Annotated in this window: 15 protein-coding genes; 5 read left to right on the top strand and 10 right to left on the bottom strand. The window is 62.7% G+C overall.

Annotation, left to right across the window (positions count from 1 at the left end; all coding sequences use genetic code 11):
- Positions 1-41: 41 nt before the first annotated feature.
- The 5 genes from era to H0241_RS17800 all read right to left on the bottom strand — a co-directional run bounded on the left by era (position 42) and on the right by H0241_RS17800 (position 3,530).
- Positions 42-974 (bottom strand): GTPase Era, encoded by a 933-nt coding sequence (era, locus tag H0241_RS17820; protein ID WP_181058964.1) that lies wholly within the window; start codon positions 972-974, stop codon positions 42-44.
- Complete coding sequence (rnc, locus tag H0241_RS17815) at positions 971-1,687, bottom strand: ribonuclease III (RefSeq protein WP_181058963.1); 717 nt, start codon at positions 1,685-1,687, stop codon at positions 971-973. Before rnc ends, era begins: the two co-directional genes overlap by 4 nt.
- Complete coding sequence (gene lepB / locus H0241_RS17810; RefSeq protein ID WP_181058962.1) at positions 1,687-2,436, bottom strand: signal peptidase I; 750 nt, start codon at positions 2,434-2,436, stop codon at positions 1,687-1,689. Before lepB ends, rnc begins: the two co-directional genes overlap by 1 nt.
- Before the next feature lie 96 nt (positions 2,437-2,532).
- Positions 2,533-2,946, bottom strand: coding sequence for a holo-ACP synthase (gene acpS, locus H0241_RS17805; RefSeq protein WP_181058961.1), 414 nt, complete (start codon positions 2,944-2,946; stop codon positions 2,533-2,535).
- Entirely contained in the window at positions 2,943-3,530 is a 588-nt protein-coding gene (locus H0241_RS17800; protein WP_181058960.1) for a DUF2062 domain-containing protein, read from the bottom strand. Before H0241_RS17800 ends, acpS begins: the two co-directional genes overlap by 4 nt.
- A gap of 220 nt (positions 3,531-3,750) precedes the next feature.
- Between H0241_RS17800 and H0241_RS17795 the strand changes: the two genes are divergently transcribed.
- Positions 3,751-4,281 carry a GNAT family N-acetyltransferase gene (locus tag H0241_RS17795; protein WP_181058959.1) on the top strand — a complete coding sequence of 177 codons (531 nt, stop codon included), beginning with the start codon at positions 3,751-3,753 and terminating at the stop codon, positions 4,279-4,281.
- Here H0241_RS17795 and H0241_RS17790 read toward each other — a convergent pair.
- Both H0241_RS17790 and H0241_RS17785 read right to left on the bottom strand, forming a co-directional pair.
- Entirely contained in the window at positions 4,262-4,642 is a 381-nt protein-coding gene (locus tag H0241_RS17790) for a VOC family protein (protein WP_181059141.1), read from the bottom strand. The two genes, H0241_RS17795 and H0241_RS17790, sit on opposite strands and share 20 nt — an antisense overlap.
- A gap of 19 nt (positions 4,643-4,661) precedes the next feature.
- Positions 4,662-5,636, bottom strand: coding sequence for a LysR family transcriptional regulator (locus tag H0241_RS17785; protein ID WP_181058958.1), 975 nt, complete (start codon positions 5,634-5,636; stop codon positions 4,662-4,664).
- A gap of 127 nt (positions 5,637-5,763) precedes the next feature.
- Here H0241_RS17785 and H0241_RS17780 point away from each other — a divergent pair, with 127 nt between their 5' ends.
- Together H0241_RS17780 and H0241_RS17775 are read left to right on the top strand one after the other, a co-directional pair.
- Complete coding sequence (locus H0241_RS17780) at positions 5,764-6,996, top strand: M24 family metallopeptidase (protein WP_181058957.1); 1,233 nt, start codon at positions 5,764-5,766, stop codon at positions 6,994-6,996.
- 119 nt (positions 6,997-7,115) lie between these two features.
- Positions 7,116-8,765, top strand: coding sequence for an ABC transporter substrate-binding protein (locus H0241_RS17775; protein WP_181058956.1), 1,650 nt, complete (start codon positions 7,116-7,118; stop codon positions 8,763-8,765).
- Here H0241_RS17775 and pyrE read toward each other — a convergent pair whose 3' ends face one another.
- The 3 genes from pyrE to rpoZ all read right to left on the bottom strand — a co-directional run bounded on the left by pyrE (position 8,766) and on the right by rpoZ (position 12,171).
- Entirely contained in the window at positions 8,766-9,344 is a 579-nt protein-coding gene (gene pyrE / locus H0241_RS17770; protein WP_181058955.1) for an orotate phosphoribosyltransferase, read from the bottom strand.
- Between the two features lie 65 nt (positions 9,345-9,409).
- A complete protein-coding gene (locus tag H0241_RS17765; protein WP_023670236.1) occupies positions 9,410-11,641 on the bottom strand; it encodes a RelA/SpoT family protein in 2,232 nt (743 codons plus the stop codon).
- A gap of 128 nt (positions 11,642-11,769) precedes the next feature.
- On the bottom strand, positions 11,770-12,171 hold the full coding sequence (rpoZ, locus tag H0241_RS17760; protein ID WP_023670235.1) for a DNA-directed RNA polymerase subunit omega: 402 nt from the start codon (positions 12,169-12,171) through the stop codon (positions 11,770-11,772).
- A gap of 330 nt (positions 12,172-12,501) precedes the next feature.
- Here rpoZ and H0241_RS17755 point away from each other — a divergent pair, with 330 nt between their 5' ends.
- Complete coding sequence (locus H0241_RS17755) at positions 12,502-13,083, top strand: LabA-like NYN domain-containing protein (protein WP_023670234.1); 582 nt, start codon at positions 12,502-12,504, stop codon at positions 13,081-13,083.
- The gene (locus tag H0241_RS17750) at positions 13,080-13,745 is read left to right on the top strand and encodes a uracil-DNA glycosylase (RefSeq protein WP_181058954.1); all 666 of its coding nucleotides are present in this window, start codon (positions 13,080-13,082) and stop codon (positions 13,743-13,745) included. Before H0241_RS17755 ends, H0241_RS17750 begins: the two co-directional genes overlap by 4 nt.
- The last annotated feature ends 9 nt before the right edge of the window (positions 13,746-13,754 follow it).

The following is a 13,754-nucleotide window of genomic DNA, read 5'->3' as shown; positions in this document are numbered from 1 at the left end:
GTCGTCTCAAACTGCCGGGCGGCATTTCTAGACGGCGAAGCTCAATGGGGAAACTCCAGCCCCATCTCGCGATAGCGCTCGGGGTCGTCGCCCCAGTTCTCGCGCACCTTGACGAACAGGAACAGGTGCACCTTCTGTTCGAGGATGCCCGCTATCTCCATCCGCGCCGACTGGCCAATGGCGCGGATCGTTTCGCCCTTGTGGCCGAGCACGATCTTCTTCTGGCTGTCGCGCTCGACATAGATGGTCTGGTCGATGCGCACCGAGCCGTCCGGCTTCTCTTCCCATTTCTCGGTCTCGATATGGGAGGAATAAGGCAGTTCCTGGTGGAGGCGCAGATACAGTTTTTCGCGGGTGATCTCGGCCGCCAGCTGACGCATCGGCAGATCGGAGATCTGGTCTTCCGGATAGTACCAGGGGCCGGCCGGCAGCGCTTGCGCCAGGTAGTCGAGCAAATCCTTGCAACCGGAGCCGGTCAGCGCCGAGACCATGAAGGTGCGCTTGAACGGCACTTTCTCGTTCGCTGCCGCGGCCAGGGCCAGCAGCGCCTCGTGCTTGACCCGGTCGACCTTGTTGAGAATCAGCACCATCGGCTGGCGCACGTCCTTCAACCGCTCAAGGATAGCGTCGGCGTCACCCCTGATGCCGCGCTCGGCATCGATCAGCAGCAGCACGATATCGGCGTCCTTGGCGCCGCCCCAGGCGGTGGTCACCATCGCCGTGTCGAGCCGGCGCTTCGGCTTGAAGATGCCAGGCGTGTCGACGAAGACGATCTGCGCATTCTCATGCGTGGCGATGCCGCGCACGATGGCGCGGGTGGTCTGCACCTTGTGGGTGACGATCGACACCTTGGCGCCGACCAGCTGGTTGACCAGCGTCGATTTGCCGGCATTGGGCGCGCCGATCAGGGCGACGAAGCCGGAGTGTGTGGCAGGGGTTTCCGCTGCCGGAGGGAGATCTTCGCTGGCGGTCATGCCGCACTCCCTTGGTTGGCCCAGATGCCTTCGCGTAACAGAAATGCCGATGCCGCCGCTTCTTCGGCTGCGCGGCGAGAGCCGCCCATGCCGCTTGCCGGCGCAAAGCCGCTGACCCTCACGGAAACCGTGAAAACCGGTTGGTGTTCAGGTCCTTCGCGTCTTTCGATCGCGTATTCGGGCCTGATATCGCTGGTCTTGGCGATCCATTCCTGCAGGTCGGATTTCGGATTGGGCGGCTTTGCCACCACCTTTTGCGAACGCGGCTCCCAGTAACGCAGGACGAATTGCCTTGCCGCGTCGAGACCGCCATCGATGTAGACCGCCGCGATCAGCGCTTCGACCGCATCCGCCAGATAGTTTCCGCCCGAACCGCGCGAGCGCGCCTTCAAGGCGGCGTCGGCCCGGACCAGATCTTCCAGCTGCATTTCAATGCCGATCTCGGAACATGTCCGCGCATCGACCAGGGCATTGAAACGAGGCGCGATCTCACCTTCCGGCGCTTCGGGAAATTTCTCGAAAAGCAGGTCGGCAACGATCAGGCCGAGCACGCGGTCGCCGAGGAATTCGAGGCGCTGGTTGTTGCTGCTTGCCTTGACCGCACTGGAATGGGTCAGCGCGGTCTCGAGCAAACGGACATCCCGGAAGGAATGGCCGGTCTTGGCTTTCACCAGATCGGCCAGAGTTTCACCAGTCGGGCGCTTCAAAGCCATCAATTTACGAAATGGAACATGCGCGACAGGCGCACCAGCGACGGCCATTTCCAGATCTCGAGCGGGCTCGCCTTCCCTGCGATCGAGAAGAAGACGATGTTGGCGCGGCCGACCAGGTTTTCCGCCGGCACGTAGCCGACGCTGAGGCGGCTGTCGGAGGAATTGTCTCTGTTATCGCCCATCATGAAATAATTGCCGGGCGGCACGACGAACTCGCGGGTGTTGTCGGTAACCGAATTCGGTGTCAGGTCGAGCGTGTCGTAGCTGACGCCATTGGGCAGCGTCTCGCGATAGACGTCGACCGGCTCAGGCACTTCCGTGATATCTGGATTTTCGATCTGGCCGGTCTTTACGCGCGGTACGGGGATGTCGTTGATGAACAGCTGGCCGTTCTTCATCTGGATCCTGTCGCCGGGCAGGCCGACGACGCGCTTGATGTAATCGAGCGACGGATCCGGCGGGAACTTGAACACCACCACGTCGCCGCGCTTCGGGTCGGAGCCCCAGATGCGGCCGGAAAAGATGTCGGGGCCGAACGGCAACGAATAGCGCGAGAAGCCATAGGACCATTTGGTGACGAAGAGATAGTCGCCTTCGAGCAAGGTCGGCCGCATCGATCCCGACGGGATCGAGAAGGGCTGGAACAAGAGCGTGCGGATGACCATGGCCAGCAGCAAAGCCTGGATGATGACGCTGACGATTTCGCCAAGCCCGCCGGATTTCTTCTCGGATTTTTCAGCCACGCTCATGTCGTCCTCGATTGTGCGTTCGATGGTATAGAGTCTCGGCGTGCGCTGGGCAACGTCATGACGGCGTTAGATATAATCGCCGGTCGTCAGATGCAATCAATGTGGCGCTTGTTCGGCGGGCAACGCCTCGATGATCACAAAGGCTTGAGCAAGCGGGAAATCATCGGTGATTGTGAGGTGGATCGCCGCTTGGTGTCCCTGCGGCAGGATTTTGGCCAGCCTGAGGGCCGCGCCCCCGGTCAGCGCCATAGTCGGCTTGCCGCTGGCCAGGTTGACGACGCCCATGTCGCGCCAGAACACGCCTTGCGCCAGGCCGGTGCCGAGTGCCTTGGCGCAGGCTTCCTTGGCGGCGAAGCGCTTGGCATAGGAGGCGGCACGCCCGGCACGGCCTTCGGAGCGGGCTTGTTCGACTTCGGTGTAGATGCGCTGGATGAAACGCTGGCCATGCCGTTCCAGCGACTTTTCGATGCGTCTGATGTCGATCAGGTCGCTGCCGATGCCGATGATCATTCCGCCGGAACTTCCCGCCCGCCGTGTCGTCCGGCCTTGTGCGCCCGCTCCGCCATGCGCTTCCTGCGCTGCTCGCGAAAGGCGGTCATGCCCCAGCGGGTGATGCCGTAGAAGATGAGGCCGAAGACCAGGCCGAGCGGCACGGCACCGATCAGCATCGGCTCCAGGATCGGGTGCCAAAGCTTGGCAAACGACAACGTGTGCATCATTTCGCCGAGATGCGCGGGCGGTCCGTTCTTGGGCAGGCGCTCATGCAGGATCAGCTTGCCGACTTCCCAGGACGCCCCCCACAGCAGCGGGAAAGTCAGCGGATTGCCGAAGAATACCGCGCCGAGGGCGGCAGCCACCAGATTGCCGGCGATCACCCAGCAGAGCACGGCGGCGACGGCGAAATGGAAGCCGAGCGGGAAGAAGGAGGCGAATACGCCGGCCGCGACGCCGGCCGCCACCGCATGCGGCGTCGCCTTCAGCCGCAGGATGCGCTTGGAGAAATACTGCAACGAGCGAGAAAACGAGCGGCGCGGCCACAGATAGGTACGCACCCGCTCCAGAATGCCATCAGGCTTGCGGCGTCGAAAAAGCACTCTGTTCCAGTTCCCGGTTCATCAGCGCCCAAATTGCAACCATCCCTGCCGGGCGCGATAGCTCTATCTTGCGCTTCGAGTGCGCAGAAAGGCAACAACGACTTTGATATAGCGACTGCGTCGCGGCGGAACAATGAAACGCCGCCGCGATGGTCTGCCGCAGGCGAGTAACAAGAGCGCCATTGGGGCGAAACTGAGGACAACATCAGGTGAAACTCCCATGACGACGATAAGACCCGCCCGCGAAGACGACGCCGAGTTGCTGCCGGATGTCGAACAGTCTGCAGGAGAGGCATTCCGGACGATCCCTGAACTTGCCTGGCTTGCCGATGGAGACAATGTCAGCGCCGAGCGCCATCGCGCCCTGATCCGGCAAGGCTCATGTCTGGTCGCCATCGACGATCAGGACCGACTGGTCGGGCTGCTCAGCGCCACCATCGAAGGCGATGTGCTGCATATCTGGGAACTCGACGTGCGCCTTGAACTGCAGGGCCGCGGCATCGGCCGCGCTCTGCTCGAACGGGCGGCGGTAGACGCCAGGCAACGCGGCCTTGCAGCAATCACGCTGACCACGTTTCGCGACGTCGCCTGGAACGCGCCATTCTATCGCAAGCTGGGGTTTCGCATCCTGGAGGGTGTCGAGATCGGTGAACGGCTTGCCGCGCTGCTGCGCGCCGAGGCCCAGCACGGCATGCAAGCGGATCGCCGCTGCGCCATGCGGCTCGATCTCGCTATTCCCGATAGTCGCTGACTTCGACCAGATTGCCGTCCGGATCGCGGAAATAGACCGACATCATTGTGCCGCGAGCACCGGTGCGGTCGACCGGACCGACTTCTATCGCCACGCCATTGGCCTCGAGGCTGGCGCAAATTTCGGCAAGCGGCCTCGCGGCGACCAGGCAGAAATCGCCGGACCCAGGCGTCGGCGTCTTGGCTTTCGGCTCAAAAGTGCGGCTGACTTCATGCAGGTTGATCTTCTGCGACCCGAACAGCAGCGCCGTCGGCCGCTCCGGCTCGTCAAGGCGCTTGAGGCCAAGCACCCGCTGGTAGAAGGCGCAGCTATCCTCCACCGAGCGGACCGTCAGGACGAAATGATCGATGCCGGCGATCATGGCAAAACCGTCTTTATCTTCACGCGCCAATCTCTGAGCCTTGCGCACAGGACCTGATGGCTGAGGCGAATGTATCCATGACGCTCACATTACCCTCCATGAGTTTCGACCTGCCGAAGACATGCCACATAATGCGTATCGGTTCGGGGGCAAGCTCGCCGAGCGCCACCCGACGGGAGGCCGCATCCTGCGTCACGCACCAGGCCGGAAGGATACTGGCCCCGAAACCAGCGGCAATCAGCTCTATGATTGCGCTCGTCGACTCGATCCGGACGATCTCCTTCGGCCAGACGCCTGCGGGGCTGAAATAGCGCTCATACTCGAAGCCATGCGCCGGATGGTATGAGAAGGCGATATACTTCTGTTTCCCGAAGAAATCGGCCGTCAGGGGTGCACTGGCCCGGCTGGTGAGCGGCACGACACCCACCAGCCTGTCGCCAAACAGTGGCAACGATGGCAGGTTTTCGAACTCCGAGCTGGCCGGTGACAAGAACAGGTCGGCGCTTCCGGCGTTGATCGCGGATTGCAGGTCGTGATTGGCTAGCCTGATGAATTCGAGCTTGAGCCCACCGTGCCTGGCGCTCAGCGCGGCGGCGACAGGCGGAAGCCAATGGACATGATCATAGTGGCCAACGGCTATGCGCAACACCGGTGACGTTCCCCGATGCAGTTGAATGGCGTCGGCTTCCGCTGTCTTCAGCGTGTCCTCGGCGTACAGCGCGGCCTCCAGCAGCCGCTCGGCTGCTTCGGTCAGCCTGATGCCCCGACCCACCCGGTCGAACAGGCGAATGCCGAGCCGGCGCTCGGCTTCCCGGACCTGATGGCTGGCGGCCGGCTGCGTCAGCCCAAGCGACGTCGCGGCGGCGCTGAGCTGGCCGTGGCGGCGCACAGCGATCAGCAGCTGATAGTGCCTGCGGTCGAGATAGGTCATATGAGAATTTAGAATGATTTGCCGAGGAATAATCAATTGGAATTCGCGTCGCGCGGCGCGCAATTTTCACCGGCCGTAACGCGTCGCGTTCGAGCCTGAATTGTCCCGGCGGGTCCCGGGCACCGTATCAGTCATCCGATCAGAATTGGCGGCGGGCGCCTTTTGCATCCGCCGGAGGGACGTATTTGCCATGCCGAGCCTGGTTCACGACGCTGCCGAGAAGTACGCCACGCTTTCGCTCGACACGGTGCGCAGCGTCGAGATGCTTCGCCTCGACCGCGTTCGCCAGCAAACCGCCGCCCACAATCTCTCGGCGGTGCTGCTCTTCGACCCGGTGAACATTCGCTACGCCACCGGCGTGCGCAACATGCAGGTCTATTCGGCGCGCAATCCGGCGCGCTACGTGTTCATTCCGGTGGTCGGGCCGGTGGTGCTGTTCGAATATCGCGCCTGCGAGCATCTGGCCGAGAATCGCCCGACCGTCGACGAGATCCGGCCGGCGCGGCCGATCATGCCGCTGCATTCCGGCCATAAGCATGTCGACCACCTCAGGGAATTCGTCGCCGACATCGAGGAACTGGTCGCCAGGCACGGCGTCAACGGTCGCCGCATCGGCGTCGAAGCGACGACAACCGGAGCCATGCTGGCCCTCGCCGCCGCAGGTTTCGACATCATCGATGCCCAGATCCCGGTGGAGAAGGCGCGCGGCCTCAAGGTATCAGGTGAAGTCGACATGATCCGCGCCTCCTTGCGCCTCACCGAGGCCGCAGTTCGCGAGATGGAGGCGGCGCTGGTTCCCGGCGTCACCGAGAACGAGCTTTGGTCGGTGCTGCACCAAAGGCTGATCGCCGGCGGCGGCGACTATATCGAAACGCGGCTTCTGACCTCCGGTGCGCACACCAATCCCTGGTTCCAGGAGACCTCGGACAAGATCATTAGGGATGGTGACCTCGTCGCCTTCGATACCGACGCGGTCGGCTGCTACGGCTACTACAGCGACTTCTCTCGCACCTTCCTGACCGGCGACGGCCGGGCCTCGGCGGCGCAGCGGACGCTATACGGCCTTGCCCAGGAGCAGATCGAGAAGAACGTCGACCTGCTGCGACCCGGGCTAGGCTTTAGGGAGTTCGCGGAAAACGCCTGGCTGATCCCCGGCGCCTACCAGAAGCACCGCTATCTCTCGGTGCTGCATGGCTGCGGCATGACCGGCGAGTACCCGATCATCACGCATGCCTCGGACTGGGACGATGTCGGCAATGACGACAACGAGGTGTTTGTTCCCGGCATGACCGTCTGCGTCGAGAGTTTCATTGGCCATGAGGACGGCGGCGAAGGCGTCAAGCTCGAGGAACAGGTGCTGATCACCGAGACAGGGGTCGAGAGGCTCTCGGTCTACGGTTATTGCGACCGGCTTTCGGCCTGATGTGCCTGGCGATTTCGAAGCAGCTGTTTTCGAGCGAACGGGACACGTCTGCGACTGGGGTTGGAGTGGGAGGAGAGCAGGCTGCCTGTGGGCAGCGCTGCAAGGGAGGAGAATACCAGATGTCGACAACCGAAAAGATCAGATGCCCTCCGGAGACGAAGGTGGCGGTTTTCGCGCAGGAAGCGCGCGCGGGGCAACTTGAACGTCGAGAATTCCTGGCATTAGCGAGCGCCTTCGGCCTCTCCACTGCCGCGTCATACGCGATGATAGGCCTGTCGGCGCCGACAGCGGCACATGCCGGAGAGCCGGTGAAAGGTGGTATCCTGAAGGTCGCGACAGCCGTCAAGGGGATGAAGGACCCGCGCACATTCGACGAGGCCGAACTAGGCAATGCGGGTCGACAGTTTCTGGAAACGCTGGTGAAATACACGCCCGACTTCACTTTTGAGCCGATGCTGCTGGAGCGTTGGGAGGTCAACGCGGATGCGACCGAGTATGTGCTCCATCTGCGCAAAGGCGTGAAATGGAACAATGGTGACGATTTCAACGCCGACGACGTGATGTTCAACATTGCGCGCTGGTGCGAAAAGAATGCCCCCGGCAATTCGATGGCCGGGCGCATGTCAGCCCTGATCGATGAGAAGAGCGGCAAGCTGCGCGACGGTGTCGTCTCCAGGGTTGACGACCATACGGTGCGTTTGCAGCTGAAATCGTCCGACATTTCGATCATCCCGAGCCTTTCGGACTACCCTGCCCTCATCGTCCATCGCGACTATGACAAATCAGGCGGCGATTTGCTGGCCCATCCCGTCGGCACCGGACCTTTTGAACTCGTTTCTTACGAGGTCGGCCAGAGGGCGGTCTTCAAACGTCGCGAGAGCGGATCCTGGTGGGGCGGCGAAGCCTATCTCGATGGCGTCGAGTTCATTGACTACGGCTCGAACCCCTCTGCGCTGGTCAGCGCTTTCGAGGCGGAGGAAGTTCACAGCAACTACGAGACGACGGGCGACATGGTCGCGATCATGGACGGCCTTGGGCTGCAGAAATCCGAGATCCTGACCGCGGGTACGATCGTGGCGCGGACCTCGATGGTGGCGAAGCCCTATGATGACGCGCGGGTGCGGCGGGCGCTGCAGTTGGCGGTCGACAATTCGGCCGTGCTGCTTCTTGGCTATGCCGGACTGGGCTCGCCCGCCGAGAACCATCACGTCTGCCCCATCCAGCCCGACTACGCCAAATTGCCGCCGGTCGCCCACGACCTGGCGCGGGCCAAAGCGCTGATGGCAGAGGCCGGCCAGGCGGATTTCGAGCACGAGCTGATCTCGCTCGACGAGGAGTGGCACAAGAACACCGGCGACGCGATCGCGGCGCAGCTGCGGGAAGCTGGGTTCAAGGTCAAGCGCACGGTGCTGCCGGGGTCGACGTTTTGGAACGACTGGACGAAATATCCCTTTTCGCTGACGGTCTGGTCGATGCGCCCGCTTGGCGTGCAGACGCTGGCTATCGCCTACCGGACGGGCGAAGCGTGGAACGAAAGCTCGTTCTCCGACAAGGAATTCGACGACATCGTCACCAAGGCATTGTCCGTCGCCGATCCGGCCGCGCGGCGCGATCTGATCGGCAAGGCGGAAAAAATCCTGCAGGACTCAGGCGTCATCATCCAGCCGTTCTGGCGCAAGCTGTTTTGTCATTCGGCGACAGCCGTGCAGGGCCGAAGGATGCATCCGACAGGCGAGACCTATTTCGACAAGGCCTGGCTTCAGGCCTGATCAGATGTTGCGGCTGCCGGGCTTGATCGCCGGGATGGCGGCGAGTTCCGGCGGCAGGCGGTCGGCGGGATAGGCCGGCACCTCATATTCGGCGAGCGCGATCAGCGGCACGCCGACGTCGGTCTTGCCGGCCGAGCGGTCGATGATGCAGGCCGCCGCCACGACCTGTGCGCCAAGCTCGCGCAGGCAGTCGATGGTTTCGCGGATCGACAGGCCGGTGGTGACGATGTCCTCGACGATGACGACGCGCGATCCCGGCGCGATCTCAAAGCGGCGCAGCCTGAACTCGCCGCCTTCGCGCTCGACCCAGATTGCAGGCACGCGGAGATGGCGCGAGGTCTCATAGGCCGGGATCAGCCCGCCGATCGCCGGGCCGACGACATAGTCGATCTTGCCGGGCACCGCCTTGCGGATCTTTTCGGCCAGCGCCCTGCACAGGCGCTCGGTCTTGTCGGCATGCATGAAGACGCGCGCCTTCTGCAGGAAGACCGGACTGCGCAGTCCTGATGTGAGGATGAAATGTCCCTCGAGAACAGCGCCCGCCTCGCGGAAAATGCCCAGCACTTCGTCGGTGTTCATCCTGCCTCTCTCTGATTGACCATGATCTTTTCCGAAAACCGGTTCCCACTTTTCGGGATCATGGTCTAGCCATTCACACGCCGCGCATCGCTGACGCTCGAATTGTCCTTGAGCTGCGACAGCAGCCGGTTGAGATGCTTCAGATCCCAGACTTCGAGATCGATCAGCATTTCGGTGAAGTCGGGCGCGGTGCGCACCATCGACAGCGTATGGATGTTGGCGTCGTTCGAGGCAACCACCTGGGCAATGTCGGCCAACGACCCCGGCGCGTTGATGGCGGTGACCGAGACGCGCGCCGGAAAGCGCTCCTTGGTCTGCTCGTCAATGTCCCAGCGCACATCGATCCAGCGCTCCGGCTGGTCGTCGAAGGCCTGCAGCGCTGGCGACTGGATGGGATAGATGGTGATGCCGGTGCCCGGCTGGACGATGCCGACGATGCGGTCGCCGGGCACGGCCCCTTCCGGCGCGAAGCGCACAGGCAGGTCGCCGCGCACGCCGCGGATCGGCACCGCACCATCGCGCGGCTGGTCCTTGTCCTTGCGCGCGGCTCGCGTGCCGGGCATCTGGAACAGCATGCCGGCGGCATTGCGGATCTTCGACCAGCCCTCCTCGCGCTGCTTGGGGGCACTGACGGTGACGCGCTCGTCCTTGTAGTCGGGGAAGACCGCCTTCATGACGTCGGTCGACGCAAGCTCGCCACGCCCGACCGAGGCCAGCACATCCTCGATGTCCTTGCGCGCAAGCCGGTGCAGCACCGGCTTCAGGCTTTCCTTGGTGAAGGTCTTGCCGGCGCGCTCGAAGGCGCGCTCGAGGATGCGGGCGCCGAGACCCGAATATTGCTTGCGGATGGCGTTCTTGGTGGCGCGGCGGATGGCCGAGCGCGCCTTGCCGGTGACGACCACCGATTCCCACGCCGCCGGCGGCACCTGCGCCTTGGAGCGGATGATCTCGACCTCGTCGCCGTTCTTGAGCTCCGTCATCAGCGGCATGATGCGGCCGTTGACCTTGGCGCCGACGCAGGTGTCGCCGACATCGGTATGCACGGCATAGGCAAAGTCGATGGGGGTGGCGCCACGCGGCAGGGCGATCAGCATGCCTTTCGGCGTGAAGCAGAACACCTGGTCCTGGAACAGCTCCAGCTTGGTATTTTCGAGGAAGTCTTCCGGATTGTCACCTTCGGCCAGCTGCTCGATTGTGCGCCGCAGCCAGGCATAGGCGTTGGTCTCTTTCGAGATCGCATGGGCGGCACCATTCGTCTTGCCGCCGGTGTCCTTGTAGATCGAATGCGCGGCGACGCCATATTCGGCAATCTTGTTCATCTCGCGGGTGCGGATCTGCAGTTCGACGCGCTGGCGCGACGGGCCGACAATGGTGGTGTGGATCGAGCGATAGTCGTTCTGCTTCGGCGTCGAGATATAATCCTTGAAGCGGCCAGGGACCATCGACCATGTCGTGTGGATGGCGCCGAGCGCGCGATAACAATCTTCGACGCTGTCGACGACGACGCGGAAGCCGAAGATATCGGAGAGCTGCTCGAAGGACAGCGCCTTGGCCTCCATCTTGCGAAACACCGACCACGGCTTCTTCTGCCGGCTCTTCACGCCGGCGTTGATGGCATGCTTTTCAAACAGCGCCGACAGCGCCTTTTCAATATCGGTCAGCACGCCCTTGTTGCGCTCGAAGATCTCGGCAAGCCGCGCGGTGACGGCGCGGTAGGCTTCCGGGTTAATGAAGCGGAAGGCGATCTCCTCCAGCTCCTCACGCATGCCTTGCATGCCCATGCGCCCGGCGAGCGGCGCATAGATGTCCATCGTCTCCTCGGCGATGCGCAGGCGCTTGGCCTCGGGCATGTGGTCGAGGGTGCGCATGTTGTGCAAACGGTCGGCGAGCTTGACCAGCAGCACGCGCACATCTTCCGAGATAGCCAGCAGGAGTTTGCGCAGATTCTCCGCCTGCTCGGCCTTCTTGGAGACGAGATCGAGCTTCTTCAGCTTGGTCAGGCCCTCGACCAGCTTGCCCATTTCCGGGCCGAACAGATCGTCGATCTCGGCCCGCGTCGCGGTCGTGTCCTCGATCGTGTCGTGCAGCAAGGCGACAGCGATCGTCGCCTCGTCCATGTGCATTTCGGTGAGGATGGCGGCGACTTCGAGCGGATGCGAGAAATAGGGATCGCCGGACGCGCGCTTCTGGTGGCCATGCTTCTGCATGGCGTAGACATAGGCCTTGTTGAGCAACGCCTCGTTGACGTCAGGCTTGTAGCGCGCGACGCGCTCGACAAGCTCATACTGACGCATCATGGGCGGGTTCTCGCGGTGCTGAAATGATTGATGCGCCGCACTGATGTACGGCGCATCTCATAGATAGCCACGAAACTGACGGGACGGAAGTGCCGGAAAATTATTCCGGACAGGTCCAGAGCGTCCGCTTAGTAGTCGTCGCTCTTTTCCGGCGGTACCAGGCCCTCGATGCCGGCCAGCAGGTCTTCCTCGGTCATGCGATCGAAGGTGACGTTTTCTTCGGCGTCGTCGGCGTCGGTTGCCGCAACAGCGTTGCCGGTCTGGTCGGCGATCGCCTCACCGTCGGCTTCCGGCTCGTCGACCTCGACATGCTTCTGCAGCGAGTGGATCAGATCTTCCTTGAGGTCGTCGGGCGACAGCGTCTCGTCGGCGATCTCGCGCAGCGCTACGACCGGGTTCTTGTCGTTGTCGCGCGGCACTGTGATCGGCGCGCCCTGGCTGATCTGGCGGGCGCGATGGCCGGCAAGCAGCACGAGCTCGAAGCGGTTGTCGACCTTGTCGATGCAGTCTTCAACGGTTACGCGGGCCATTGATTGCCCCTTTCATACCTGGATTTGATGGAAAACAGGCGCGGTCCATAACCCGAACGCCGCCAAAATACAAGCATTATGGCAACCTCGCCTCCCGGCCGTGCCAATGCCGGTTCCGGACGCCGGTTGATGCCTTGCCGGCGAAGCCGCCTACCGCCGACGATACAGCGCCGATCACAATTGCTTGCAGAGCGCCCTGGCACCCTTGGATTGCCGTAAAACTGGCGCTATCTCGGTTGACGAAAGGTCAGCCGGTTTATTTACGAGCCGACCGATATAAACGACCCATTTCGATTAGTCCGCCACCTATTTCGAAAAAGGAATATTGCCATGTTCGACCCCCGTGAAAAAATCGCTCTATTCATCGACGGCGCCAATCTTTACGCCACTTCGCGCGCACTAGGCTTCGACATAGACTACCGCAAACTGCTGTCCAGCTTCCAGAAGCGCGGCTATCTGCTGCGCGCTTACTACTACACCGCATTGGTCGAGGATCAGGAATACTCTTCGATACGCCCCTTGATCGACTGGCTCGACTATAATGGCTTCAAGGTGGTGACCAAGCCGGCCAAGGAATTCACCGACTCGACCGGCCGCCGCAAGATCAAGGGCAATATGGATATCGAACTGACCGTCGATGCGCTCGAGCTTGCCGATGTCGTCGACCACTATGTCATCTTCTCCGGCGATGGCGATTTCCGCACGCTGGTCGAGGCGCTGCAGCGGCGCGGCCGCAAGGTCTCGATTGTCTCGACCATGGCCTCGCAGCCGCCGATGATCTCGGACGATCTGCGCCGCCAGGCCGATCATTTCATCGACTTGACCTCGCTGAAGAACGAGGTCGGCCGCGATCCCTCTGAGCGGCCGGTGCGCCGGCCCGAGCCGGCGGAAGTCGAAGAGGAAGATTATTGACGGCGGCGGCCTTGGTCGCCGCTCCCGAACCCGACCGCGACTGCCCGCTCTGCCCGCGTCTGCATGATTTCATCGCGGACTGGCGGCAGCGCGAGCCTTCCTGGTTTAACGCGCCGGTGCCGACCTTCCTCCCGCCAGAGGGCGACGACGCTGTCGAGCTGCTGATCGTCGGGCTGGCGCCCGGCCTGCGCGGCGCCAACCGCACCGGGCGGCCGTTCACCGGCGACTATGCCGGCGACCTGCTCTACTCCACACTGATTGCGCACGGCTTTGCGCGGGGCGAATTCAAGGCGCGGCCGGATGACGGCCTGCAACTGGTCGGCACCGCCATCACCAATGCGGTGCGCTGCGTGCCGCCGGAAAACAAACCGGTCGGCGCCGAAATCACTACTTGCCGCAGCTTCCTCGTGCCGACGATCGCGCGCTTTCCAAAATTGCGCGCGGTGTTGGCACTAGGCTCGATCGCGCACCAGTCGACGGTCAGGGCACTCGGCCAGCGTGTCGCCGCCTATCCGTTCAGGCATAGCGGCCGGCTCGAGGCCGGCGCCGTGACACTGTTTTCCAGCTATCACTGCTCGCGCTACAACACCAACACCGGTGTCCTGACCGAAGCCATGTTCGTCAAGGTTTTCAGCGAGATCGCGGAATTCCTGCGGAACTAACGCCGGCCC

The organism is Mesorhizobium neociceri (genome assembly GCF_013520985.1).
Lineage (GTDB): Bacteria > Pseudomonadota > Alphaproteobacteria > Rhizobiales > Rhizobiaceae > Mesorhizobium > Mesorhizobium neociceri.
This window is presented reverse-complemented; position numbering and strand designations above follow the sequence as displayed.

Excerpts from the sequence above, each read along its gene's own strand:
- era (WP_181058964.1), bottom strand. The coding sequence starts at position 974 with ATGACCGCCAGCGAAGATCTCCCTCCGGCAGCGGAAACCCCTGCCACA.
- rnc (WP_181058963.1), bottom strand. The coding sequence starts at position 1,687 with ATGGCTTTGAAGCGCCCGACTGGTGAAACTCTGGCCGATCTGGTGAAA.
- acpS (WP_181058961.1), bottom strand. The coding sequence starts at position 2,946 with ATGATCATCGGCATCGGCAGCGACCTGATCGACATCAGACGCATCGAA.
- lepB (WP_181058962.1), bottom strand. The coding sequence starts at position 2,436 with ATGAGCGTGGCTGAAAAATCCGAGAAGAAATCCGGCGGGCTTGGCGAA.
- H0241_RS17790 (WP_181059141.1), bottom strand. The coding sequence starts at position 4,642 with ATGATCGCCGGCATCGATCATTTCGTCCTGACGGTCCGCTCGGTGGAG.
- H0241_RS17755 (WP_023670234.1), top strand. The coding sequence starts at position 12,502 with ATGTTCGACCCCCGTGAAAAAATCGCTCTATTCATCGACGGCGCCAAT.
- pyrE (WP_181058955.1), bottom strand. The coding sequence starts at position 9,344 with ATGAACACCGACGAAGTGCTGGGCATTTTCCGCGAGGCGGGCGCTGTT.
- H0241_RS17775 (WP_181058956.1), top strand. The coding sequence starts at position 7,116 with ATGTCGACAACCGAAAAGATCAGATGCCCTCCGGAGACGAAGGTGGCG.
- H0241_RS17795 (WP_181058959.1), top strand. The coding sequence starts at position 3,751 with ATGACGACGATAAGACCCGCCCGCGAAGACGACGCCGAGTTGCTGCCG.
- rpoZ (WP_023670235.1), bottom strand. The coding sequence starts at position 12,171 with ATGGCCCGCGTAACCGTTGAAGACTGCATCGACAAGGTCGACAACCGC.
- H0241_RS17765 (WP_023670236.1), bottom strand. The coding sequence starts at position 11,641 with ATGATGCGTCAGTATGAGCTTGTCGAGCGCGTCGCGCGCTACAAGCCT.
- H0241_RS17780 (WP_181058957.1), top strand. The coding sequence starts at position 5,764 with ATGCCGAGCCTGGTTCACGACGCTGCCGAGAAGTACGCCACGCTTTCG.